Annotated in this window: 24 protein-coding genes; 13 read left to right on the plus strand and 11 right to left on the minus strand. The window is 31.6% G+C overall.

What is annotated here, in order from left to right:
* Positions 1-535 precede the first annotated feature (535 nt).
* From U9R83_RS26445 to U9R83_RS26460, 4 genes are all read left to right on the plus strand, one after another.
* Positions 536-1,717 (plus strand): Alp7A family actin-like protein, encoded by a 1,182-nt coding sequence (locus U9R83_RS26445; protein ID WP_328575470.1) that lies wholly within the window; start codon positions 536-538, stop codon positions 1,715-1,717.
* 17 nt (positions 1,718-1,734) lie between these two features.
* The gene (locus tag U9R83_RS26450) at positions 1,735-2,109 is read left to right on the plus strand and encodes a hypothetical protein (RefSeq protein WP_221816163.1); all 375 of its coding nucleotides are present in this window, start codon (positions 1,735-1,737) and stop codon (positions 2,107-2,109) included.
* 319 nt (positions 2,110-2,428) lie between these two features.
* Positions 2,429-3,331, plus strand: a complete 903-nt coding sequence (locus U9R83_RS26455) for an Rpn family recombination-promoting nuclease/putative transposase (protein WP_047751996.1) — start codon at positions 2,429-2,431, stop codon at positions 3,329-3,331.
* A 468-nt stretch (positions 3,332-3,799) separates the two neighbouring features.
* Positions 3,800-4,444 carry a hypothetical protein gene (locus tag U9R83_RS26460; RefSeq protein ID WP_328575471.1) on the plus strand — a complete coding sequence of 215 codons (645 nt, stop codon included), beginning with the start codon at positions 3,800-3,802 and terminating at the stop codon, positions 4,442-4,444.
* Positions 4,445-4,467: 23 nt separating this feature from the next.
* Here the strand turns inward: U9R83_RS26460 and U9R83_RS26465 are convergent, their stop codons facing one another.
* Together U9R83_RS26465 and U9R83_RS26470 are read right to left on the minus strand one after the other, a co-directional pair.
* Positions 4,468-4,752, minus strand: coding sequence for an AbrB/MazE/SpoVT family DNA-binding domain-containing protein (locus tag U9R83_RS26465; protein ID WP_328575472.1), 285 nt, complete (start codon positions 4,750-4,752; stop codon positions 4,468-4,470).
* A gap of 105 nt (positions 4,753-4,857) precedes the next feature.
* Positions 4,858-5,070, minus strand: a complete 213-nt coding sequence (locus tag U9R83_RS26470) for a hypothetical protein (protein ID WP_047751999.1) — start codon at positions 5,068-5,070, stop codon at positions 4,858-4,860.
* Positions 5,071-5,419: 349 nt separating this feature from the next.
* On the opposite strand from U9R83_RS26470, the gene U9R83_RS26475 reads away from it, so the two are divergent.
* From U9R83_RS26475 to U9R83_RS26495, 5 genes are all read left to right on the plus strand, one after another.
* The gene (locus tag U9R83_RS26475) at positions 5,420-5,941 is read left to right on the plus strand and encodes a sigma-70 family RNA polymerase sigma factor (RefSeq protein WP_328575473.1); all 522 of its coding nucleotides are present in this window, start codon (positions 5,420-5,422) and stop codon (positions 5,939-5,941) included.
* A gap of 102 nt (positions 5,942-6,043) precedes the next feature.
* The gene (locus tag U9R83_RS26480; RefSeq protein WP_328575474.1) at positions 6,044-6,757 is read left to right on the plus strand and encodes a plasmid stabilization protein; all 714 of its coding nucleotides are present in this window, start codon (positions 6,044-6,046) and stop codon (positions 6,755-6,757) included.
* 20 nt (positions 6,758-6,777) lie between these two features.
* Positions 6,778-9,087 (plus strand): ATP-binding protein, encoded by a 2,310-nt coding sequence (locus U9R83_RS26485; protein ID WP_328575475.1) that lies wholly within the window; start codon positions 6,778-6,780, stop codon positions 9,085-9,087.
* A 207-nt stretch (positions 9,088-9,294) separates the two neighbouring features.
* Positions 9,295-10,794, plus strand: a complete 1,500-nt coding sequence (locus U9R83_RS26490; protein ID WP_328575476.1) for a DNA integrity scanning protein DisA nucleotide-binding domain protein — start codon at positions 9,295-9,297, stop codon at positions 10,792-10,794.
* Positions 10,795-11,125: 331 nt separating this feature from the next.
* Positions 11,126-11,260, plus strand: a complete 135-nt coding sequence (locus U9R83_RS26495; RefSeq protein WP_328575477.1) for a helix-turn-helix domain-containing protein — start codon at positions 11,126-11,128, stop codon at positions 11,258-11,260.
* A 409-nt stretch (positions 11,261-11,669) separates the two neighbouring features.
* On the opposite strand, the gene U9R83_RS26500 is transcribed toward U9R83_RS26495, so the two are convergent.
* The 6 genes from U9R83_RS26500 to U9R83_RS26525 all read right to left on the minus strand — a co-directional run bounded on the left by U9R83_RS26500 (position 11,670) and on the right by U9R83_RS26525 (position 18,565).
* Positions 11,670-12,089 carry a hypothetical protein gene (locus U9R83_RS26500; protein WP_328575478.1) on the minus strand — a complete coding sequence of 140 codons (420 nt, stop codon included), beginning with the start codon at positions 12,087-12,089 and terminating at the stop codon, positions 11,670-11,672.
* A 273-nt stretch (positions 12,090-12,362) separates the two neighbouring features.
* Positions 12,363-13,502 carry an FtsK/SpoIIIE domain-containing protein gene (locus tag U9R83_RS26505; protein ID WP_328575479.1) on the minus strand — a complete coding sequence of 380 codons (1,140 nt, stop codon included), beginning with the start codon at positions 13,500-13,502 and terminating at the stop codon, positions 12,363-12,365.
* A 1,593-nt stretch (positions 13,503-15,095) separates the two neighbouring features.
* Positions 15,096-15,641, minus strand: a complete 546-nt coding sequence (locus U9R83_RS26510; RefSeq protein ID WP_182030708.1) for a peroxiredoxin family protein — start codon at positions 15,639-15,641, stop codon at positions 15,096-15,098.
* 4 nt (positions 15,642-15,645) lie between these two features.
* Positions 15,646-16,224, minus strand: a complete 579-nt coding sequence (locus tag U9R83_RS26515) for a MauE/DoxX family redox-associated membrane protein (protein WP_182030710.1) — start codon at positions 16,222-16,224, stop codon at positions 15,646-15,648.
* Between the two features lie 20 nt (positions 16,225-16,244).
* A complete protein-coding gene (locus U9R83_RS26520) occupies positions 16,245-18,038 on the minus strand; it encodes an ABC transporter ATP-binding protein (RefSeq protein WP_182030712.1) in 1,794 nt (597 codons plus the stop codon).
* Positions 18,035-18,565, minus strand: a complete 531-nt coding sequence (locus tag U9R83_RS26525) for a hypothetical protein (protein WP_182030714.1) — start codon at positions 18,563-18,565, stop codon at positions 18,035-18,037. Before U9R83_RS26525 ends, U9R83_RS26520 begins: the two co-directional genes overlap by 4 nt.
* A 673-nt stretch (positions 18,566-19,238) precedes the next feature.
* On the opposite strand from U9R83_RS26525, the gene U9R83_RS26530 reads away from it, so the two are divergent.
* From U9R83_RS26530 to U9R83_RS26545, 4 genes are all read left to right on the plus strand, one after another.
* On the plus strand, positions 19,239-19,841 hold the full coding sequence (locus U9R83_RS26530) for a hypothetical protein (RefSeq protein ID WP_182030664.1): 603 nt from the start codon (positions 19,239-19,241) through the stop codon (positions 19,839-19,841).
* A gap of 195 nt (positions 19,842-20,036) precedes the next feature.
* Positions 20,037-20,417, plus strand: coding sequence for a hypothetical protein (locus U9R83_RS26535; protein WP_182030666.1), 381 nt, complete (start codon positions 20,037-20,039; stop codon positions 20,415-20,417).
* Positions 20,418-20,720: 303 nt separating this feature from the next.
* Entirely contained in the window at positions 20,721-20,975 is a 255-nt protein-coding gene (locus U9R83_RS26540) for a hypothetical protein (protein ID WP_182030668.1), read from the plus strand.
* Positions 20,976-21,018: 43 nt separating this feature from the next.
* Positions 21,019-22,209 (plus strand): FtsW/RodA/SpoVE family cell cycle protein, encoded by a 1,191-nt coding sequence (locus U9R83_RS26545; RefSeq protein ID WP_182030670.1) that lies wholly within the window; start codon positions 21,019-21,021, stop codon positions 22,207-22,209.
* 310 nt (positions 22,210-22,519) lie between these two features.
* Here U9R83_RS26545 and U9R83_RS26550 read toward each other — a convergent pair whose 3' ends face one another.
* The 3 genes from U9R83_RS26550 to U9R83_RS26560 are packed head-to-tail and all read right to left on the minus strand — an operon-like array spanning position 22,520 to position 23,956.
* A complete protein-coding gene (locus tag U9R83_RS26550) occupies positions 22,520-23,122 on the minus strand; it encodes a hypothetical protein (RefSeq protein ID WP_328575480.1) in 603 nt (200 codons plus the stop codon).
* Between the two features lie 43 nt (positions 23,123-23,165).
* On the minus strand, positions 23,166-23,540 hold the full coding sequence (locus tag U9R83_RS26555; protein ID WP_328575481.1) for a DUF5412 family protein: 375 nt from the start codon (positions 23,538-23,540) through the stop codon (positions 23,166-23,168).
* Between the two features lie 59 nt (positions 23,541-23,599).
* On the minus strand, positions 23,600-23,956 hold the full coding sequence (locus U9R83_RS26560; protein WP_328575482.1) for a CPCC family cysteine-rich protein: 357 nt from the start codon (positions 23,954-23,956) through the stop codon (positions 23,600-23,602).
* Positions 23,957-24,397 lie beyond the last annotated feature (441 nt).

Consider the following 24,397-nt stretch of genomic DNA (forward strand, 5'->3'; position numbering starts at 1 on the left):
ATGCGCTTTCAAAAAATACTATAAACGTATCCGGAGTTTTTAACAACTTATTTTGAAAATAATTTTAAAAATTAAAACTATTATGAAATTATTTTTAAAAAATAATAATACAGTCAATTTAGATGATTTCTTCTCCTCTTTTTAGGATTTCTGTTCGTTTATTAAGTTGCTTTCTCAACCTTTATTGCGCATAAATTGGTTACATAACCTAAAAAAAGATAACCTCACGTCATCAGTGATACTATTATCAAATAAACATTTTCTGATTAACTGTATATTGGGTGATAAAAACCGATACTTTTTGCTAACATACTCTATGGAAAGGTTGATTTTAAGCACAGCGAAGAAAAGAATACAAAAAAGCACTTTCTGTACACCTTTTTTAATTTAAAAATAAGTTCAACTAGGTGAAATTAATTGTTGATATATGTAAGTTTTTGCTGATAAATAAGTTCAACTTAAAGATTGAACATTTCCCCTTTTTCATGTATAATGAGTTCAACAGAAGTTCAACTTAAAAATGAGGTGTATAGAGATGAAAATTTCACGTTTTAATAAGGACTGTGGGAACTCAGTCGATATGAATATTATTGATGGATACCTATTTGACTTTCCAACTAACGTAGTAGAACTCCAAAAAGAAGCTGCTGATTCATTCTTTACTGATGCCGTAACAGCACCAGAAGAATTTAAGAAGCGTATCTTACTATCTACGAAAATCGGTGACGAAGAAAAAGAACGTTATTTCTTAGTGGGTGACATTGCAGCAAGCCAACAACTTGCAAACAATCACATTAATCGTTTACATAACAAAATTACAAGCCATATTCCTTATGTGACATTTTTGGCTGCCATTGCATACTACCATGCGTTGCATGCAAAAGATCAGAAAGATAATAACATTGAAATTGACTATTTTTCTACGATGTTACCAATTTGGTTACTGAAAAAAGAAAATACGTTTGGCGAAGCGCAAAAAGCCATGGCTACTCGCTTCCTAGGTGACCATACGTTCCGTATTCATACTCCAGGGTTTGAAAAAGAATTAAAAGTAGCTGTGGACGAAAGTGCTTGCCTGAAAGAAGGAGAAATCGCGCGCTTTGCGTTGAAGAAGGACCTAACACTTCAAGACCGTGAAGATGCCAATGAATATGTGGAATGTGAAACCGTGATGGTTGATATCGGTGGTGGCTCGATTGATGTAGTCATTTTACCGGAAGGATTAAAGGCTGCGAATAGCCGTGAATCATTCCAAAGTATCGAGGGTATTCCCTATTTAGCTCATATTGATAAGTTACGTAAAGAGAAGTTCCCAGAGTTGTTTACCGATTTACGTGCTTTTGACCAATTTATTTTAGATAACTATGGTAAACAAAAATTCGAGTTAAAAAATGAAAACACAGGTACAGCTATTGATTTAACAGCTCAAATTAAATCTTCTTTAAAAGAGTACGTGGAAATTTTACTAGCGAAGTTAAATGATGTAGCCCCACCACCGGCAAATAAAATCCGTAAATACGTATATAGTGGTGGTGTCGCTCCAACACTAGAAGTAGCAATTATGACAAGCATGAGTGAAAAGATTGGCGAAGAACGTACAGAGAAATATCATAAAGTACCAGAAGATAGCCGTCACTTAAACTTATTTGGCCTAGAAATCCGAAGCATCGGTTACCTTCAAAAGAAACAAGCTGAGAAGAAAGCCGTTAAATCCTAACAGCGTAGGTGATAACCATGTCAGAGCGTCAAAACGCCTTTACGATTAAGACCAACCAATTGAGTGATGAAGTCTATGACGTACTTGCAAAATATGCGAAGTCTCGAAAATTAGGGGACTATATTTCATCTTTAATTGTTCGTGACCTTCATCCTGCATCTACCAACCAAGTAGAATCAGCACATAGAACAGAAGAGCTTCTCGAACATATCAATTCAGAACTACAGGAATTAAAGCAATTAGCTAAAGCTAATGGTTTTGTAGTCAAGCAAGACCAGTTAGAAGACAAGCCTTCAGAAAGTCAAACCTTAAAAGAAGGTAAGATTGCAGATTTAGAGCAGGTATCTGGTTCTTTAGACGACGATGATTTGGAAGAGTATAGCGATTTTTAAAATACTGAGCCACTAGGTATCCTAGTGGCTTTTTTGCTTTACATGGTTTATTGATTTTTAATGTATTTCTATATGGATAAAGAACCTGATCGGACTAAAAGAATAATGGTAAAGAGGATTTTATTTATGAGCAATAGCAATCAGCACGAGTACTTCTATTTATTCTAAATCCCCTTCTTACTTCTTTGTCTGAAGAACATTAATAATTAGGTGTGACAGATACTGTATTGATGATAAAATTACTCTTAAAGTGTTAGATAGAAGGAATCGATACAGTCATGGTATACTAATAACAAACATGGAAATGATGGAGGGTATTATGACAAAACGTTTAGATTTGCGTGTCGACTTTGCATTTAAATCACTATTTGGCACACATGGAAATGAATCTATTTTAGCTGCTTTTTTGAACGCAGCACTCCGTTTTCCAGATGATAAAAAAATTCAGACGGTGCAGTTATTAGATCCGCATTTTAATAAAGAAAACCAAGAAGATAAACGCTCTATTTTAGATGTGCACGCACAGTTAGAGGATGGAAGCCGAGTTAATATTGAAATTCAGCTTAATAACAAACATGACATGGAAAAACGAACACTCTATTACTGGTCTAAAATGTACAGTAGTCAAATGAAAGAAGGAATGGACTACGGAGAGCTTTGTAAAACGATTACCATTAACATTGTGAACTTCCGTTATTTATCTCATATTCATGATTATCACTCCACTTTTCAGTTATATGAGCGAGAGCAGAAATTACTCTTGACGGATATGCTGGAAATTCATTTTATGGAGCTACCTAAGTTATTAATAAAATGGCGTAACAGAGAGGTAGATCCACGGGAAGATCAACTTGTGAGATGGTTATTATTACTTGAAGCATCCGAAGATGAAGAAATCACTCAGGTATTGGAGGAGATTGCGATGCAAGAAGATCAAGTATTAAAGAAAGCGATGGATGAGTGGGAACGTGTTAGCCAAGATCCGGAAGTGCTATTAGCATATGAAGCACGAAGAAAAGCACTACTAGATGAAAAATCAGCGTTAAAACGAGCTGAGAAACTTGGGGAAGAAAAAGGAAAACAAATAGGTGAAGAAATAGGCGAAAAGAAAGGTATCATAAAGGTGGCCTTAAGTATGATTCAAAAGGGTTTAGATACCCAAACAATCGCTGAATTTACAAACCTTACACCAGAAGAAATTGATAAATTACGTCACCAATAATCATAATTAAAAAAGGGACTGCCTAACAAATTAATTTGTTAGGCAGTCCCTTTTTTAATTTCCTCATTATCAGCACATCTAATTTGAAGTTTATTGTAATTGAGTTAGCTTATATTTATTTTATCTTTATTATGCAGCGTACTATAGTAGGAAAATATAAGTGTTCTATTTTTTATTAAACTGAAGACCTTTTCTTATATATCCCCTTTTAAGTTGCACTAGCATTTTTCTTTTTTTTCACAGGTAATCCGTACTTATTAGAGTTTTCTTTTATTTTTTTTGCGATTTCTTGTGCTTCTTCTTTCGTCATTTTCATACAAAAGACTCCTCTCATGTTCTACTATTATAAGTTTTTTCCACTATCTCAAAAAAATATACATGCTCCTCCCTCCCCTGCCATATACATGTTTTAGGTATGTACAAAAAGTCATTGTCCTAGAGATAATTTTAGATTTTAGGAGTGATTATGTGAGAATAGAAGAGAAGAAAAGAAAAATTCGAAGTGACAAAAAACGGGATGTAAAACCATCTCTTCCAATTGATCTTAAAGAATGTGTTTATCGATTGTCTTACATTACAAATACACCGGTAAAAAATGTAGTTGAATCAATTTGTATATCAGGGCTTGCTTCTTCAAAGGTAATGGATTACCTATCAAATTATTTTAGAAGAGGATTTAGCTTTGGTAGCACTGTGTATATGGGGGATATGTCCAAAGAGCCAATTAGACACCTATACAAAAATATTGAGAAAGAGCGTGTCTCTACGCGTTTAAAAGATGGACATGGAGAAACATATGATATTTTGAAACGCTTAGCTTATGCTTTAGATTGCTCTCCTGCATTAGCAGCATCTTTTTTAATTGAAGCGAGCATAAGGAATTCTGATTTTGTTGATGACTACATGACTCGGCATTTAGAAGACGAATTGGATCAGGGAAGAATAAAAGAGTTAAAAGAGGTGTTAAAATTTATTAATAAAAATAACCCTTATAAGGAAGAGTACAGTTTACACAATTTAATTTCTTATATTATGGATGAATTAAAGGTAGGAGCAACTAGCTTAGGGTCTTCTGTCCAAAACTGGTTAGAAAGTATCCAGCATAAAAAATAGCTCGACCTAACAAACCTTTGAATTTACGATTCAAAGGTTTGTTGCTTATCTTTTATTTCGTTAAATAAAATTTTTGCGCCTAACAGACTTAAAACCATGTTATTTGCATATCTGCGGTTTTGAGGCGTTATCTCGCCTGTAATCACACATTTGTTATATTCTTCGTATTTTTTTATTTCTATATGATCATCTTCCAATAAGATTTCTACTGAATCGCCTTTAGCTATATTCATTCCTTTTCTTAGTTCAATGGGAAGCACTATACGTCCCAAGGCATCTATCTTTCTTAATGTACTTAGTCCCTTCATCCTAACTCTCCTTTTATATGTTCATAAGTGTAACTTCGATATTATACTATAAATGTATAAATTAACCAATGCAATTCTTATAAACTAAGCTTTTGGAGACAAGGATTAGAACTTTTTCTTAGATTGCTCTTGTACGTAAGTACACGTACGCGCATGTTCACGTGAAAAGAAATGATCTTGTTTATGATAAACTTTCACTCCACAAGAGGGGCAAGCAAAGAAACCCACTTTAGGACCTTGAGTCACTTCGTGTGCATAAAACTCACCAGCTGTTTCAAACATCACTACATGGTTCGCTTTCTCAACCTTAGCTCTCATACAAGCATCTCCCACCTTATTTTGAGTTTAATTCCATAATAAGGGTTAATAGTGTAAATTGTAAAAGAAAATGTATAGATAGATACCTATTACGGAAAAAAACAGCATTTTTATGCCAATTATCCATAGACATACAGATCTAGTTACACATGCGTTATATCTGACGTATAGCTTTTATACATAAGCTGATAAGAAGACGAATTACCATTTTTAAACTATAATAGTAATAGGTTTTTATTACTACGAATATGTAAAATTTACATGATATATACCATAGCTTTATTTAGCTGACAGCTTAAGTAGATAATGAACAACTAATGGTTACTTTAATAAGGTTGGATGATTGACAATGAAAGATTTTGAACATAAAGAATTACTGAATAATGTAATACTAAAATATAAGGGGCAACTTATTAAAATTGCCTTATCCTATGTAAAAGATATTTACGCAGCAGAAGATATCGTTCAGAAAGTATGGATAAAGTATTACGTTCGATTAATGGAAAGAGGAGCAAACAGTGAACAGTCTACCTATGCTTGGTTATATCGTGTGACTGTTAATCAAAGTCTTGATTTTCTCAGAAGATACTACAATCGAAATGTAATGTGTATGGATAAGATAGAGATACTGGCACACGTACAACTAGACTCTCTGCGCTACTATGAAGAAGGTGAGCTAGGTGTATGGGATAAAGAAGAGATATATCAATGGGTACACTCTTTACCTCTTAAATATAGTAAAGTAATTATGTATTTTTATTTTGATGATTTATCCTACAATGAAATAGCAACTCGATTACATATTCCTCTATCGACAGTTAAATCTAGAATATATCAAGCGAAAATATTAATGAGAAAAATCCATAAATAAAGAATGTATACGAATTTGTGAGACAGTTAAATATCCTCCTTTTTTACTCTTTGTTTAACTACATATAATCCTCTTGTTTAAAAGATACGGTTACCCCTTGTTATGCGTGAAAAAGGGTCACCATCTGCGCCTAAAGGATTAAAGAAGAGTACCTTTATTTCGTATACGGTGTTTGTTGCGAAGAAAGCCTTTAATAAAACAGGCCTCGTGAAGAAAAGCATCATGCATGAAAAGATTTTAATTCAAGAGGAACCAACGTTAGACATTTCCATTGATGAATGCCCTGGTCAAGTAGGGGTAATTTGTTTTCAGATTACCGTTCTCCCGAAAAAAAATGATAAAGAGAATAATCAGTCCCAAGAGAAAAAAGAACCTAAACAAGAGGCATCTTCGTCTCCTGAGTCAACGAAGAAGATGCAATCTAAAAAACAGGAAGAAGTGCAAGCACCTGTTTCTCAACCTGTAGCAACCGAACAGAAGAAAGAATCAGAGATAGTACAGCCGGAAATGAAAGAAAAGCCTGTTCAAGAGGAAAAGGCTACGCCTCAAAAGAAATCAATGCCAAATCAGCCAAAAGGGACACAGGATCTTTTGAACTTTGAAGACATCATTGTACCTGAAGAGTTCTTAAAGACACGCCCAAACCCAGAAAAGACACAAAAGGTCATTGATTTCGTGAAACGTACAGGGCGCTTAGATGAGACTTTAACCATTGAGAAAGATTCGAAGGTCTTAAAAGATGGCTATCGCCGTTATATTGTAGCCAAAATGGTGAAAATGGATAAAGTTCCTGTTGTCTATGAATATCAAAAATAAAGAAAGTTGGAGCTATATATATGGAAATATTAATGAAGCATGAGATTATCACCGATGCTCCTTATAAAGATGATAGTGACATTTTTGCTTTTGAGGATGAAGATTTAATATACCAAATAAAACAGGAAATTCTTCATGGCACTCCAACTTGTTACTTAATCACTGGATATCGTGGAGTGGGAAAAACATCGTTCATTAGTAAAGTGGGACAGGAGGTAAAAAAAGAAAATTCACCTCGATGCACCTTTATCAGGATTAACTTGCCTAAATATGAAAGTTATTCATTTCTACTGCGCAAAATTATACGTGGGGTATATATGTCACTCTCTGATACTTACGATATTGGTGAACTTAAAAAACAAGATAAAGAAATCGTAACATCCATAGAGCTTTTGTTTGAAAGAACCTTTTACGATGTTGAATATCTCAAAAAAAATAGTATACAACATGAGAAAATGAGTTCTTTAAATACACGAATAAATTTAAAAAGATTAACAATAGCATTAGGATCTCTTCTCATTGCTGGAGTGAATATTAAATATAATCTAGTTAATTGGTTGATTAACTTAAAAAACCATAAATATATTGACCTAATCTTATTTAGCATTCCTTCTTTTTGGACCATTCTAGAGTTATTAAATATCAAAAAGGCTACTAGTAAAAAAAGAACCAATTTAGATGAGATAAGCCGAAAGTCACTATATGATGATGAAATTGCTGAAGTCCAATTATACAATATGTTAAATGATCTCAATACTTTGGGCATAAAACCAATTTTTATTATAGATGAATTAGATAAAATCTCTACTATTGAACAGGTGGAAACCTTAATTAGTGATCTTAAACACTTAATGTTATCAGGGTTAGCTGGTTTTTTCATGGTATCAGGGCAAGATCTTTATTACAAGTTTAGTACCTCTCATACTTCTGATGATGATTTATTTTCAAGTATCTTTGCTGATACGGTACATATTCCTTTGTTATCTACTCACGGATTCTTTAAGCTATTTTCTAACTATGTTAATGATTCAAATATAGTTAATGAATATTCCGTTGTAAACTATGTGAAATCTAAAATACTACATTCGAATAGATTACCAAGAAGGTTTATACATCTTATTAGACAAGATTTAGTTTGGAAAGATAACGAAGCATATCTTTTTTTACGTGATCATGATACAAAAGCTTATAGCACTGACGCCACACTGCTTGAAGCAATAGACTTAATTAGAGATGATGAATTTTTACAGGCAGGATACGATGGAGGAACTGTTGATTTCTTTACTACTCAGCTACATATTTGGATACAGAAAATAAAAATAAAAGGAACTTCCTTCTTTACTAAAGAGGATGTTTATAATCTTGAAAGTGATTATAAAGATAAGCATCCAAGTTGGTATTTCGCTAGATTAAATACTTTGATTTTAATCTTATTGGAAAAATTACATGAATTAGACCTTTTAGACAAAAAAATTGAAAAGTCAAAGGAAAATGAGAGCGTTTTTTATTATAGATGGAAAAAGGAAGTAACAGTAAAAACAGAAGAAATAATTGACAATGAAAGTAAAAGTCAATCTCAGTTCTTAATGAAATATATAGAATTTGAAGGTTATATACGTGAGGTGTATACTACTTTATTCATAGATGCTGAAATAGCACGCATGAGACCCTCAATGAATATGATGATCAAGCAATTAATAGAAATAGAGATGCTTCATCCAAGATGGGCTAGTGATGAAACCGTAAAACATATAGTGTCACTGAGAAATAGAATGGTTCATGCTGAAGCAATAGACCATTCAGAATTAATAAATATTTACGAATATATTACTAAAATAGACATGATGAAATCTTATCTAGTTAGAAAATATACAGGTTTTATTACCACAAAGTACTTGGAGTTAGAACCTTTTGGTGGATATGCGGTGAATAGTGAACTACCTGTGGAGTTTAAGAAGAGAAATGTTTTTGAATATGAAATAGTTAACACTTCAAATCATAGACAAGCTAATGTCCTATGTACAGTAAGAGTATTTAATGAAGTTTCTAAGACATCAATTGCCGAATTTATTCACACAAGCTTTTTGGCCCTACAAGAATACAATGCAATCACAGAAAAAGATAATCAATTAACATTTTTTTTGTATGATAAATATTCGGGAAATTTAAAAAATATTTTCACAAAAGAAATAGAACATGTGTTTCAGAGTAGTTTTTCCCAGTTAAAAGATAATATAAATATATTTTATTATTCAGGATATGATGGTTCAATCGAAGAAAGGTTGTCTGAATATTTAAGAACATTATTAAATAAATTAAAAAAGCAATAACGATTAACCAATCTATACTTCTTCTTAGTAGAATATACTTCAATTTGAAACAAAGATGATGAATTTAATTATTTATAACAAAGACCGCCATTATGTATTAGTACTTAAGGCGGTCTTAACTAAGCTCAAACCCACTATTTAGATTTTCAAAATTGTATTTTTTATAATTTACATATTTAGTACTTGTTATATACAGGAGGAACTTTAATGCATATTGATTACAGTCAGCAAGAATTAGAAATGATGCGTTACAATGAGCTTTTGCAGAATGCAGACCTTAATAACCCTTGTGATCGTTTAGTAACTGATCCACTAAAAATATTTTCGCATCTGTTTAATAAACTAGGAATGGAAGGAGCTAATCCTAACATTATCGTAGGTTCTGTAATATATAAAAGAATTGACGGAACGAACTATATTAATCAAATTACTACTTACTACAATAAGTCTACAACTTCTAAAAATTATACCAATTATCCGGCGATGTATAACGAATTTAGCCCATATCTACAAGAAGATGAAGTGTATGAGTTAATTACAGATTTCATAGACTGTGAGACTGCTTATAATACAACAGGAAAGTTATATTTGACATATACAAATTTGCCAATTCACGAGAAAGGTAGTGAGACTATTGAATATAGAACTGTCCTAATTCAACACTCTAATGAATTCTTAATTAATAATTGCAGGGATTCACGTTTTTATGAGTTTTTACATTATAGAATTCATCAACAGGCATTTGGTTCTCAGGATGCGAGAGATGATTTAATAGAAGATTACTCCCAAAGATTAGGTAGACGATGGGTAAATGAAGAGATATTTGCCTATGGATATAATTTATATGATAAGATACACAATTTGTCTCTTTTAAAGTATGAAGGAGAAGAGAGTAAAGGACAAATTATATTTTTCGATGAATTTAAGCCAGAGTATCATGGAAATAGTATTATTGAACTTGAAAAGCGTATCTCCTTAAGAGATAGTGAAAATCTTAGGTCTATAAGAAAACTTTTAGAGATTAGCCATGACGATGTATTTTTAATTTGTGATGGTGAGTACATATGTGGTACAGGGGTTTTTACGAATAATTACAGATACAAATATAGAGATAATATCTATTATAACGAGGTTTTTACTATTAAATTTAACAGTCAAGGGTGCTGGGAACTTAGAAACAATAATAATGACATCATGATCCATGTATCTTATGGAATACCGTCTTTACCTAAGCAGGTGATTGATAGGAATATATTCAACAATGAATGTAAAAAGATATTTGGTACATGCTGTGACGAGGACGAAGATTGTTATGAAGATGTATGGAATTTTATAGAGGAAGCAAGAAAACAAAAGCATGGAACCATGATAGTTATTAACGAACTGGCTGCGGAGGAAGCTCAAAGATTAAGTCGCATCTGTTTTCCTATCAAGCCTACACTAATAAATGATTTAAATTTAATTTATGGCTTAACATCTATTGATGGCGCTGTTATGTTAGATCCGATGGGGGGCTGTCATGCAATTGGTTGCATATTGGATGGAGTATCTCGTGATGATATAGGTAATAGTGCTAGAGGGGCTAGGTTTAATTCAGCGTTGCGTTACATTAACTATTGTGTAGACAAAGAAATGAAAGTCCTGGTTGTTATTGTCTCAGAAGATGGAATGATTGATATTAAAACTAAAGACAATCTATTTGAATAAAGTATAATCTTGAAAATATTTCATTTTCGACTTATTTGTAGAATTGAATGGCTATTATATTCTGTTTGGAAAAATATATAAACCTATGAATATTCACAACAAAGACCGCCCATTATGTATCAGTGTATAAGGCGGTCTTAACTGTATTCATGCTATATGATTATGACAAAAATATCGACATCATTCTAAACAAATTTATTAAGCCCATATATTTTTCTGGCTCTGTACTTTAGCATATGAAGAATGCTTGTCTATCTTTCCTATTTTTCTTTGAAAAGATGAATATTTTTAAGAAATTTAGTCAAACCTGCTTAAAAAGGAGGTTTTTATCTTGTGGAGTAAAGGAAATAAGCGAAGCAAATTAGGTAGGTTTCTAGATAAAGAAGGATATTCTCAAACTAAGTTAAGTGAAATTACTAAAATAAACAAAAATACAATAAGTAAACTTTGTAATGATTCTAATTAATAGATTATCACCCTTTACTCGGGACGCACTCTGGCGCTTACGAACCTTCCCTTTTTTTTACTATAACTATCTTCCCATAGTAATATTCTGGAGTATGCCTCTCTCCTCTGTTTTCCATTCCTCCATGCAACCGACAGGCTCGTTACCAAACATGCTTTTTCATACGGAGATCACCTTCGCGTCTAGATGAGTAGCGTTAGAAAGCGACTTCTTGTCGCACCATAATCACTTTTTCTAAAACATCTCATAAAAAAAGAACCCTTCAGAGAGTAAGGATTCTAACTAGGATAGTTTTCTGTTTTATGCAAACTTTTTATAAACCAGTTTATGAATTCCCTCAAAAGCTATCCGTCCTACAATGGTGTAGATGAGCTATCTTTTTATTTAGAAAGCATATTTTCTCAGTCTACTATGTTAGGTTAATTTTAATTCCATTTGACGATGATACTACTTTGGGTCTTTCTTTACTTTGTTTTTTATAAGAACTTTTATGTTTCTCTATCAATTCATGAATACTTGCTACTTGTATAATGCGGATATGGTCAGAAGTAACAGCATAACGAACAGGTATAATCAAAATGACATAAGGGAAGATCGCTGATCTGTCCTCAGGTTGCCAATGCAAAGATCTCCACTCATCCGAAAAGAAAAACTCCTCGTATAAATTAATCTTATCCTGCATTTTCTGTTCTGAATACTGATTGCGTTGTATTTCAATCCAAAAAGGTGATCCCTTAAAAATACAGAACAGATCCGGTTCAATGCCTCCTTTTCGTCCGGTAGGCTTATCTTCAACAATGACCTGTTTAGGTGTGCTATACGTACACATTTGTTTATAGACATCCAAGATAGAAAGGAAATGTAATATTTTTTGAGAGTTCTTTTAGATCTTTACATTCACAGGCAAATAAACGGTCGGAGAATACTGCTGTGTGCGTTCAATGAGTCCTAATCGATATTAGACGTACCATGACGTTATTGCAAGCATTTACGGGCGATTTGAGCTGTTTAAAGAATAGGTCAACTAATGAGTCCCGATCCACAGCTCTAAACTGATTAATAAACGCTATGATATCTTTATCACGTTGAGATAAACGGAAACTCATCGCTGCTCCTCCTTCTCTAATAACCCAAAAATAGACTGTGATACCACTTCCACTTCTAGTTCTGGTTCTGGATCTTTCACGAGCGTTTTATAAGGTGTAAGTATTTCCTTACAAGCTCCTTCATCTAAGAAGTAGGCTTGAAACTCTTTCATCTCATCAATTTTAATTTTCATTCGTCCCCTTGCTGCAGCATCGATTTTTTCTGCACCAATTACTCCGGCTACTTTTGCATTTGTCACATCGGCCTGCCTGCCAGAGATCCGAACCCGTAAGTTTGCTTTTAGTGCTGAATTCAACAAAACGGCATCCGGACGCTGCATCGCAATAATCGTATGAACACCTAATGCTAGACCTTGACTCGCAAACTGTTGAATCATCTCTACGAGATCTGTTTCTCTCTTCACAATGGACATTTCATCAATTACCACCACAATACGAGGCAGCTTAAAAGGTAGTCTGCTTATATGTGTGACTCCATGCTCTAACAATAAATCGCCTCTTCGGTACATTTCAGCTCGTAATAAAGCAAAAGGTTTTCTCATATCCTTTGCCTCAAAGCAAAGTGCATCCACATGCTCAATCCCATGAAACAACCCCAAATCAGCTCGTTTAAGATCCACTAACACTAAGCGCAAGTCTTCAGGAGAGGTATATTTCACCCATGTTGTGAGGATCACACGCATGAGGCTACTTTTTCCGGCTCCAATTTCGCCAGAAATCAGTAAGGTTTCTAAATCCGCAAAATCCCATGAAACAGGGTTTCCATAGATATCTTGACCAATGCATACCGGAAGCTCCATTTTCTCAATATGAGGATGTATGACTTCATAACCGTAGTTAAGCATCTTAGGTAGACTTTTGTGATGAACTGTAATACTAAAATTCTTTAAGCTGCCGTTTATTTCAATATTGCTGCCTAATACTTGGCGTAATGCCCATCTTTTTTTCGTTAAGAGTTCAGGATCAATGCCATTAAGTAAAGAAAAGGCATACCGAGTATAGTTATTATGGTGATCGATCTTATGAATTTTAGGAAATTGATAGGAGGTACGATCCCCATGCTTTATGACTCTATAAATTTCTGCTGTACGAAACGCTTTAATAAGCTTTCCACGCAATTTTAGTTTCTCAAACATCTAACCCCTCCTCAAAACATGAATGTCGCAAAGAAGTAAAGTAAGGCTCCATAAAAGGTGACAGGCAAGATAAAGCGCATTACCTTTGCGAACTGATCAACCAGATCAATGACACCCCATCTCTCTAATATCCGTTCGATGATAGCAATTCCTAAGACAATGCCTCCTAGGGTCAGAATAGTGGGGTCAAGCATGGCTAGTGGACTAAAAGGAACAAAGGAATAAGCCCTGAAGGGACGAGGTCTCGTAAGAGGTGGTTTAGGGGATGGAGAAAAGATTTTTCGAAAAGGAAACCTTTGTGTTTTTCTCATGTTGGTACCTACTTTCATTCTTTTTATTTTCTCACTTTTCATGTCTCAATTATTTCAGCTCAACACATCCGGTCGCCCCCTTCTCCTCTTCGGTTCAGCTCCCTTACAGGTTCCATAAGTGGCTTCACGAGATGTATACAGCTTGTATTAACGGGGTAGCGCTACTGAACTAGCTACTGATTAGATAACGGAGTTACAATACTTTAGATACTATGTACCTACTGCGATAAGCTTGCCTGTCCAATCGGAAAATAACAAAGAACCCTTACCGCAGTAGATAAGGAGTAGCTAATTATTTAAGAAAGCATGGGTTTTTATACGTTAGGAGTTGTCTTGACAGCTTATTTTTCTTATAAAAAGGAAAACAGAGGATAAATCCCTTTTGTCTGAGTGAGGTTTATCCTCTATTTTTTAGTTTTTTACTTTATCCCATGCTCATGGCTATAGTCAATGCGTTCTTCAACTGCTATTACGTTAACCTAAAAAGGTTATATAAGAATTTCGTAGCAAATATAGAAGGAGATAAGAGCATAAATTATCGTAAAATTCTATTTGAATAGATGCTTAAGAAATATATTTATAAGGTCAAAACTTATGCAAATAAAAGAATTACTCTGTAAATGCGTCTGTGATATTAGCTAAATCTTTTTTTAAAAATTTGGGAAATCCAAATACTATGACGTAAGACCGTAAAGATTTATAACTTTTAATGAATTATTGTAATTAACTTAAATATCTTTGTATAAAAAGGGAAAAATTATACATAATTTTGAAAAAACACTTTTTTTTTGAAAAAATAAAGAGTATAATAAAATACATGTAAAAAATGTAAGGTGGTGTAAAAAATGTTAAATGTCTTTAAGAGTGTTATTGGTGTTAAAGCTACTGCTACTAAAAAATGTTCTAAAGTATGCCAAAACATGCCTTCTCAGTGTGGTTTTTTTCAGACAAGATGGTATTACTTGAAGTGTAGTGATGGCTCTATAAAGTTCCTAGAATGTTGTTTTTAATAGGATTAAACTATGTGTACCACTGCTGAATGTAACTATTGTCATGCGAAATTCTATTATAGCTAGCTTTACTTTTACTATTTTCATAGCTTATAAATTGTATGTTTAATGATCTTTAGATCAATTACATTTATGACACTGTCAAGTGAGCTAATAATTAATACATACTAATTGAAAATAGAAAAAAGACTGTGATTTTAAATCACAGTCTTTTTTTCTGCTTTTAAGTGTACTATAGCTATAATGAAAAATCTGTAATTAACACGGTTTTATTATGAAATTCTAGTTACTGAGGGATCAAAGCCTAAAAAACTATATAATTCAGATATTCTATTTTGTTTGTATATGTCAATAATGACACCATTAAAATCAACAATAATATATGTAGGTATTTCTTCGACTTCATAGTTATTAATTATATCATTAGAACGAATTAGATTTATAGTGGCATCTAACTCATTATCTATTGTTGATTCACCCTCTTCAGGAGCGATAGCTAGGATTCTTAACGGTCTAGCACTGTTCTTCTTAATATCTGAGAGTAGAGGAATAGCCTCTTTACAAACTGAACACGAATCTTTTATAAACACTAATAGTGTCCAGCTCTTTTCAAAATTAGACATACGTATTAAATTTCCCTTTGTATCTGTTTCTCTAAATAACGGGGCTTTGTTTCCTTTAGAAATAATTTTACTTCCTTCTAGTCTAAAACGATTTAAGAACTGTACAATTAACTTAGTTAAAAGAAATATTACAAAAGATTGAATAATGATAAATCCCCATAATAGTACATGAGATATTAAGTTAAGATTAAACACTTTTTTACAGTTTCCTTTCATACATATATTTCATTCTTTTGAAAATTAATTTAATATTAATTATAATTTTCAAAACAATAATAGTTATTGTTGTTGATAATATTATTAAGTAACCTAAAGGGTTAAATAATACTAAATTTGCTTTACTTCCTCTTAATAAAGCATCAATACTAAACAAAACGCTATCCCTGGTGAGGAGTAATATTAAGCTTGCCATTATTAATGTATTCCGAGTTACGAGCCACCATGATAGGTTATGAGTTCCTACTACTCCACCGCACCCACAAGAAATTTCATATCTTCCTCTTAATAAATTAATAACGATTGCAATATTATAAATTAGTAGCAAGATTAGGCATAAAAAGATGTTAATTTTCAGAAAAAAACCTAATAAGATACCCACGGATATAACTATTTCTAATATAGGATCCATGCGTGAGAAAAGGGGGACAATTTTTGAAGGAAGTACTTTAAAGTCTGACACCGCCCCCTCATGTTTTTTAATTTCTTTAATTTTTTCAATTCCACTACTAAAGAAAATTATAAAAACAACAAACCTTATTACTAAAAGAATTGACTCCATTGCTTCATTTTATCCTTTCTTTAAGTGGATACTCTTTCTAGAGAATTCATTAATTGAGCTTTATTCATTTCGGCGTACTTACCACCATAAGAAATCAGTTCATCATGATTTCCACTTTCAATGATTTTCCCTTTATCCATTACCAAAATACGATCAGCCATTCTAGCAGTCTGCATTCTATGCGAAATAAAGATTATAGTTTTATCTTTAGAGAAGTTTAATATTTTCTCAAAAAATTCTTTTTCAGCCAAAGGGTCTAGTGCAGAGCTTGGTTCATCCAATATTATTATTTCTTTATCCCTAAAAAGGGCTCTAGCTATAGCTAATTTTTGCCATTGACCACCTGATAAATCTTTATCTCCACCTAAGTATTTTCCAAGAATAGTATCGTAACCTTGCCCCATTTTTTCGACATGTACAGAGATACCACTGTTTCGTGCAGCTTCATATAACCTTTCGTCTTCTATTTCTGCATTATTTATATCGCTAATCATTATATTTTCCTTGACAGTATAATCATACTTAATGAAATCTTGAAAAATTACCGTATACATATCTTTGTATTTTTGTTTACTTATACAATTTATGGGAACATCATTAACAAAGATTTCTCCATTTGTTGGAGTATAAAGGCCTACTAAACATTTTATAAGGGTAGACTTTCCGGAACCATTTTCTCCTATTATGGCAATTCGTTCTCCTTTATTAATTTTAAATGAAATGTCTTCTAGAGTAGGGACTTTATTTTGAGGGTATCGATATGAAAGATTACTAATCGAAATTGAACTAAATTTCTGAAAATCTTCATTTTTTATATTTAATTCTAATTGCTTTTCATCTTTATAATCTAAAAATAAATAAAAATCATTCAAGTATAATGTAGTCTCAGAAATTGATGCCAAGTTATGAGCAATGCTATTAATTGAATTCTGTGTACTTTGTATAGATTGGGCTATTACTACAAATTCGCCAATCTTTATAGAGGAGGATTTTATTAGCCATAATATGATTGCGACGGCTCCTCCATATGTAAGCGCTGTAAGACAATCTAAATATATTTGTGATCTTTTTTCCTTTTTCATTAATTTTAGAGAAGCAATATTGTTATTCTGTAATTTTACATACCACCGATTTAAAAGGTATTTTTGCAATCCAAAGATTCTTACTTCCTGAGCAGATTTTCTGGAAATTAGAAGACTAGAAGTGTATGAAGCGTCTCTTCCCTCAGGAGTTAGCTCATGCATTAACCAAAACCTCTTACTACCAAATATAGCGTTAACATAAAAAATAGGAATAGATATTATACAGCTGAACAATATTAAACTCCAGTGAATGCTAAAAAGGAATATTATTAGAGACATTAAAGTAATAAGCTGTTGAATCAAATTTAAAGCTATTTTTATAGGTTCTAAAAACTTATTAGTGTTTCCCTCAACCCTTGTAAGATGATCGTAAAAATCAGAATGTTCATAATAAATTAGAGGGACTGTTGAAGATTTCTCTAAAAGTTTTTTCTTTAGTTTGCGACTCACTATCATCTCAAATTCTTGGTCTTTATACTCTTTAATATGTTGTAAGACAGAATTAATAATTGTTATAGAGAACTGACAAACAAGTAAAGTAATAATTAAGTATAAATTAAGAGATTTTTTGTCTAAAAATGAAGTTACTGCATTTATTAGTTCCTTAACAATAATTAACTCAGTAACAGGAATTAATGCGATTAGTACAGTAAGGAAAACAGAAAGGAATAACCATCTTTTTCCTAAACCAATGATGAACTTTAGTGCTCGCTTTAATGGTTTGTAATTCACTTTTTTTCACCTTTTGATAATCTTTTCACAAATTGCTCTACGCTATCAACTAATGAAGTTCCGTGAATCACTACGCCATCCTCGTTAATAACATAAATAAAAGGAAACTGCTCTATCTGTAAATCTTTAATTAATTGATCTGAAGCAGTATGAACCTCAACAGACTGTTCAAACTTTTGGACAAATTTTATGTATTTTTCTTCATTATTTTGATTCCATCCATTTGCTTTATCCCTATATGTTAGAACGTAATAAGGAACATTATATTTTTGATTATATACTAGCATCTCTTCTACTGCTGCACTACAACTAGCACAAGTAGGCGAAGCAAATTGTACAATAGTACACATTGAACCTTTCTGTAAAAAGGGGAGGTACTCTGTAACATTTTCTCCTAACAATGGGATGTGTACTTCTTCAGAAGGCTCACTTAAATAACTTAATTCATTTTTCAATAAATTAAGTTGCTTAAGCTGAGAAAATGTTAAAATACTAGCTGCTATTGAAATGTAAGGTAAATAGTTCATTCCGTCAAACTCCCTATTACTAACTAAAAGCATAAACTCTTAGTTATTAGTAATATAAAATAAAAAACTTATTAAAAACAACATTCTAAGAACTTTTTAGAACCATCGCTGCACTTCAAGTAATACCATCTCAGTTGAAACATACTACACTCTGATTCCATAGATGTACAAACCTTAGAACATTTTTTGTAAGCTGTAGCTTTAACTCCAATTGCATTTTTAAAAACACTTAACATCTTTACACCCCCTTACAATTATTACATAAATTTCATTATATAGGATGTATATAATTATATAAAGGCTTTAAAAGTTAATTTTTTTAATATTTACCTTAAAATATTAAATTTGGAATTTAAGTGCAAAATTAATACAGAAGGCTATATTCGAATCTATTTAAATATTTTTATACAAGATATAAGTAACTTTAATTGACTTCTTTTAGGTTAATTTTTTACGTTATTTTATAATAATTATTTTTTATTCTTTAATCTAATAATATATAAAATTCCAATATATTTAAATTTTATATATTATGTAATACTGATAGACTAAAATTAATTTCTAATATATTTATATTTTATAAAAAATTGACAATTATTAATTATTATATTACTATTTTAGCTGTTGTTTTATAATCTTCCAATTTATAGAATATAGGAGAGGTTAATTTTTTATGGAGAAAAAAACTTTTATTAAAAGATTATTTGTCACAGCTTTTAGTGTAGCTACAATCCTTGGTGTAAGTAATACTGCTCTCGCTGATGGAAGCGAGGAAATTGACGATAACGAAATTAGTAACGATCAATTAGACCAAGAAATTAATTTTGAAAGCTATGATTATGCTCTTAAACCATTGATGGAGAGTTCACAATCTGAACAAAGTATGTCAACTTTAGTAGAAGCTCAAATGGAAGCTCAAATGGAAGCTCAGGCAGCCTCTGATGGAAAACCTTACGCTTACGGTAAATATACTGGAGTTAATTTTAGCAGATATTCTTTTAAGACATCTAAATGGGTAAGGGGTGGAGCTACCTTTAAGAATTTGTCCTGTATTGATATGGAAAATTCATCGGGTCAGAGTCTTGAAGTTAGAGTTTATGATAGTGCAGGTAAATATTATGGTAAAGGTGTAACAGCTAAGGGTTCTGGTTGGAGAAGTGTTAATTTTGAAAGCGCAGGTATCCTTCCAAAAGGTAAGTCTTACAAGATTAAATTAGTCAATCTTGGTTCAGGAACAGTATCTTTGAAGCAAGGTACAGTATTATATAATTATTAATTAAATATAATTGGATTTATAAAATAACAACTCATAAACCAAAACAACCTGTATTTATCCATATGAATACAGGTTGTTTTGCTATTTGTAAAAACTTTTAAATAATATAACTTTCTTTAAATACCAAAAAATTATATAATATGATATTGTTGTAAAAATAAGGTTTTGTTTTAGACTATATTTGGAGGAAATCTTATGTATAGAATTTTTAAACTCATTATTGGAATTATATTAGTAATGATTGTTTTATTAGTAATTATATTTATTAACTGGCAATCTATATTTGGAGACAATAGGCCAATAGCAAATGCAAAAGCTATTTATCAGCTAGAAGTTAATAAGAAAGATATTGCAGAAACGACAGATGTAGATAATAATATCTTATACTTAGTACCTAAAGGACACCTAGATACGTATATTGATATGATGAAAGAAAAAGGTTATAAACTAACGGAAAAAGACCTAAAGCATAAAACCCTTCTTATTCAAAAAGGAAATACTTATACAGAGATATACTATAAAAAATTTGCTAAAAGATACACTATAATTTCGAGTCCCTTTCTTAAAGAAGTGTAAATATATTAATTTATTAGTAGTTTTTTAATTAACAAAGACTAATCTAATTAAATTAGTAATATTTTTAAGAATGCATACAAAAACAGACCTAAAACAGCCATCTATTGTAAAAATTGGCTATTTTAGGTCTGTTTTTATAGCATACTTATTCAATATACCAAAGTAGTAATATGAAACTTTATTTTTGTACCGCAATTAACTCAAGGGAAATTATGTTATACTTATATTGTATTTTACATTTATAAGTAATAAAGGATAATAAATCTTAAAATAGTATTTTTTATAAAATATTAGGAGTGTTGTATGAAGTACGTAGATGTTGTTACAGAAAATAGAGTAAGGTCTATCTCTTTAGTACTGCTACTTATTTTCATGAGCCTGGGATGGTATACAAATAATTCTTTTTGGTATGAGGCAGTGATTCTTGTTGTCTCACTTGCATTTATACTACATGGTATAAATTACTATTTAACTACTCATAAAAAAATAAAGGGAGCAATGATAATATTAGCAAGCTTTGTTTTTGGTTTGTATAATTTATTACGAATCTTTTTTTAAAAAGGATTCAACTTTTTATATTTGCAAGAAATGAGGGCGTTCTATGTTTAAAAACATTATAAAGTGTTATGATTACAAGTTCATTGTATCTTTAATTCTTCTAAGTGTAATAGGTCTAATTATGGTTTATAGTGCTAGTATGGTGACAGCTGTTGCTAGATATGGGTTTACCGGTGACTATTTTTATCAAAAGCAGAAACTTGCTCTTATAGCAGGATTTTTTTTCTTTTGTATTACAGCTATTATTCCCTACAAGATTTATCAAGAAAAAAAAGTATTAAAACTCGCGATAGCAGGCGTAATTACACTGCTATTGCTCGTACTTGTGTTTGGGCATACAGCAGGGAATGCTCAAAGTTGGCTTATAATTGGTCCAATAAGAATACAGCCTTTAGAATTAACTAAATTGGTGATTATTGTATATTTATCAGCTGTCTTTACCAATAAGCAAGGATATATAAATGATTTAAAACGTGCTATTATTCCACCTATTTTAATTGTATTTTTCATTTGTTTCTTAATCGCCATGCAACCTGACTATGGTGGGATACTTCTTATTTTAGGAGTTGTGGCAGCTATTGTTTTATGTTCTGGTATTTCTAAAAAATCAATGCTAAAGATTGCTCTTTTAGGAGTGGCAGGAGTAATTGTAATGATGATCGTTTTATTAGTGACAGGACATATTGCTACAGTTTTTTCTCCCGTACGTATATCTCGTTTTACAGGATTCTTACATCCTTTTGAGAATCAACGAGGTGATGGTTATCAGCTTGTTAATTCTTATTTAGCTATAGGAACTGGAGGATTAAAAGGATTAGGGTTGGGACAAGGTATACAAAAGGCTGGTTATTTACCAGAATCTCATACGGATTTTATAATGGCTGTTATTGCAGAAGAATTAGGTTTTTGGGGAGTGCTTATTGTTCTAGGTTTGCTATTTTTTATTATTATAAAGGGGTTAAGAATAGCACAAAAGTGTAAAGAACCTTTTGGATCATTGCTAGCTATAGGTATTTCAGTAATGATTGGTATTCAAGTATTTGTTAATCTTGGAGCAGTAACAGGCATGTTGCCTATTACAGGCGTAACCTTACCCTTTGTGAGTTATGGAGGATCTTCACTTACTTTATCAATGTTATCAATGGGAGTTTTAGCCAATATTTCTATGTTTAATAAGTTTGAAGAAAAATATAAGAGTCAATCAGTTAAACATAATAAATTAAAAAGTGTATAATATCAGTTTAAATGGAATTTTATTATATAAAATTCCATTTTTTATTTTCCTGTGAATAGTTACAAGCTACTTGTGTTTAACTTACTTACAAGTATTTCTAAAAGCGAATTGCATAGTTTATCTAAAAACGTTCGTAAAAGTAAAGTGCTAAATTAAAAACGTTCGTATATTGTTTAAACACTTAAATGAACTCTAAAAAATGTTCGCCAATGAATTTTTATTTTAGTTCGTAAATCTATACTTTTACGGACGGTACATTTAATTCTTTTCCAATTTACTATGATATTCAAAAAAAGTTTTACACTTCTTTTTATTTTTGTAACTTTTGGTTGAAGGTCTCAGCAATAAATACAAACTCTATATCGTCTTTATGAATAAAAAGAGTAGTACATCCATCAATATCTGTAACCCTATTGGATTGAGAGCATACAACATCTATTTCAACTAACTCAAAATTGACAGCATCAGTATTTTCAACATCCAAACCAGTTGTTAAACAGTGAATACTATCTCCAAAAGACTTGAAAACAAGTCTTTTTCCTTTTAATTCCTCTTCATTAACTTCAAAATACTCATTGTCCAATAAGCCTTTAAAAGATGATGTTTTCGGAAAACATTCAATATGATGGATACCTTGATAATATCTTAAACTAAACATATAGGGATGTGTTTCATCTCGCTCAATCTCAATGCCGTATTTATAAGTGAAAGTCTTATAAACCATTTCATAAAACAAGGGCATGACAATATCGTCCCAAGAATAATAAGCATGGGCATGTATAGGTATTAGATGGGGGTATAAGCTTGTAATTGCTTGCTGAAAATTCAACAAAATTTTTGTATCTGTAAGCTCAGATAAAGAATCGTCTATTTCATGATTTTTTATCTTCAAGATCCTATTATCAATCATCATCTTCTCCCCCCTCTCATTGCGCTTAATTGTTTGAAAATAGATTTTAATTATCTATATCATTAGCATTAAATGTATCCTTTTTAACGTTTAATGTATGACCACTAATTTCAATTATTTCATTATTTATCCACTTTACTGTGGCTGTTTCTTGAGGATAGTTCCAATAGATATTTTTTCTTTTATTGAAAGTTTTGTTTGTATCGATTAATTCTCCCCTTATAGCGAACGGAGTAGTGGCGCCACCATTTGAGCGATAAATTTTCACAATGTAATCACCTTTAGGTGAAGTACTTTGTGAAAGATATTCTCCCTTTGGTACAAATTGAAGATAACTAGGTGCAAATAGGAACCACCAAATAAATCCTATAATCACCAAAGCACTTAATACACTTAGTAACCCTATATATCTTTTTTTCACTTCTAGCTCCTATTTAGATTACATTATAGTTTCGTTTTTCTTTGCTTTTACAATTGTTTTCAAATACCCCGTTCATTTAATAATAAATGTTCATAGTGGTGTATCTCTCTCCAAATTTCTTCATTGTTACTTGATTGATCAGGATTCAATTTTTCAAAAGCACTCATTAATAATTTCCTTATATGCTTCTCTTTAACTGACGGATTCTTTTCCATAGTGTCATACATAAAACCATGACTTTGAAAGTTTTTTCTTCCTTGCGTTAAAGAATATTCTCCGTTTGGCCCTCCAAAAATTTCATCAGCATAAGGGTCATCCTGACCATCGTCTTCCCAATCACATAGAATACAAATTTCAAATTCACCTTTATTTTCTAAAGTTAAGTATTTACAACATGGACACTGGACGCGTTTCATTTAAAAGTTTTTTCTCCTTTTTACTTATTATCTATAAAGGTTTTCTATATAAGTATGTAAAGTGTTAGTTATCAATAATTGGTGATTCCTTAACATTTAGAACTTCAATACTGTTACAATAAAAATCGATATCTCGATTTTCTACATCACGTACTTGAAATCTAATGTTTTCCCAACTTCTATACCCGTTTTTTAACTTAAAGGTGTTTTTTATTTGTCTCACTCTAGGGGGTCAGTCCCGAATGAGATAGCTTTTTATTAGGATTGCTAATTATAAAGTACCAAAATATAACCGTAAGTAAACAATATCATATTTTTCCATCATTGATAAAAATATAATCGTTACAAAAAAAGAAAGCAAAAAAGACAATATAGATGTTATGATTCTTCTTTTAAACGAGATAGTATTATATCGTTTATAAACATATACTAAAAATAAGA

Source organism: Priestia sp. LL-8 (assembly GCF_036227845.1).
Lineage (GTDB): Bacteria > Bacillota > Bacilli > Bacillales > Bacillaceae_H > Priestia > Priestia zanthoxyli.

Coding starts and splice junctions, on each gene's coding strand:
- U9R83_RS26550 (WP_328575480.1), bottom strand. CDS start 23,122: ATGATGATTGATAATAGGATCTTGAAGATAAAAAATCATGAAATAGAC.
- U9R83_RS26470 (WP_047751999.1), bottom strand. CDS start 5,070: ATGAGAGCTAAGGTTGAGAAAGCGAACCATGTAGTGATGTTTGAAACA.
- U9R83_RS26530 (WP_182030664.1), top strand. CDS start 19,239: ATGGAGAAAAAAACTTTTATTAAAAGATTATTTGTCACAGCTTTTAGT.
- U9R83_RS26475 (WP_328575473.1), top strand. CDS start 5,420: ATGAAAGATTTTGAACATAAAGAATTACTGAATAATGTAATACTAAAA.
- U9R83_RS26560 (WP_328575482.1), bottom strand. CDS start 23,956: ATGAAACGCGTCCAGTGTCCATGTTGTAAATACTTAACTTTAGAAAAT.
- U9R83_RS26480 (WP_328575474.1), top strand. CDS start 6,044: ATGCGTGAAAAAGGGTCACCATCTGCGCCTAAAGGATTAAAGAAGAGT.
- U9R83_RS26545 (WP_182030670.1), top strand. CDS start 21,019: ATGTTTAAAAACATTATAAAGTGTTATGATTACAAGTTCATTGTATCT.
- U9R83_RS26445 (WP_328575470.1), top strand. CDS start 536: ATGAAAATTTCACGTTTTAATAAGGACTGTGGGAACTCAGTCGATATG.
- U9R83_RS26525 (WP_182030714.1), bottom strand. CDS start 18,565: ATGAACTATTTACCTTACATTTCAATAGCAGCTAGTATTTTAACATTT.
- U9R83_RS26535 (WP_182030666.1), top strand. CDS start 20,037: ATGTATAGAATTTTTAAACTCATTATTGGAATTATATTAGTAATGATT.
- U9R83_RS26485 (WP_328575475.1), top strand. CDS start 6,778: ATGGAAATATTAATGAAGCATGAGATTATCACCGATGCTCCTTATAAA.
- U9R83_RS26540 (WP_182030668.1), top strand. CDS start 20,721: ATGAAGTACGTAGATGTTGTTACAGAAAATAGAGTAAGGTCTATCTCT.
- U9R83_RS26505 (WP_328575479.1), bottom strand. CDS start 13,502: ATGTTTGAGAAACTAAAATTGCGTGGAAAGCTTATTAAAGCGTTTCGT.
- U9R83_RS26490 (WP_328575476.1), top strand. CDS start 9,295: ATGCATATTGATTACAGTCAGCAAGAATTAGAAATGATGCGTTACAAT.
- U9R83_RS26450 (WP_221816163.1), top strand. CDS start 1,735: ATGTCAGAGCGTCAAAACGCCTTTACGATTAAGACCAACCAATTGAGT.
- U9R83_RS26455 (WP_047751996.1), top strand. CDS start 2,429: ATGACAAAACGTTTAGATTTGCGTGTCGACTTTGCATTTAAATCACTA.
- U9R83_RS26515 (WP_182030710.1), bottom strand. CDS start 16,224: ATGGAGTCAATTCTTTTAGTAATAAGGTTTGTTGTTTTTATAATTTTC.
- U9R83_RS26465 (WP_328575472.1), bottom strand. CDS start 4,752: ATGAAGGGACTAAGTACATTAAGAAAGATAGATGCCTTGGGACGTATA.
- U9R83_RS26500 (WP_328575478.1), bottom strand. CDS start 12,089: ATGTGTACGTATAGCACACCTAAACAGGTCATTGTTGAAGATAAGCCT.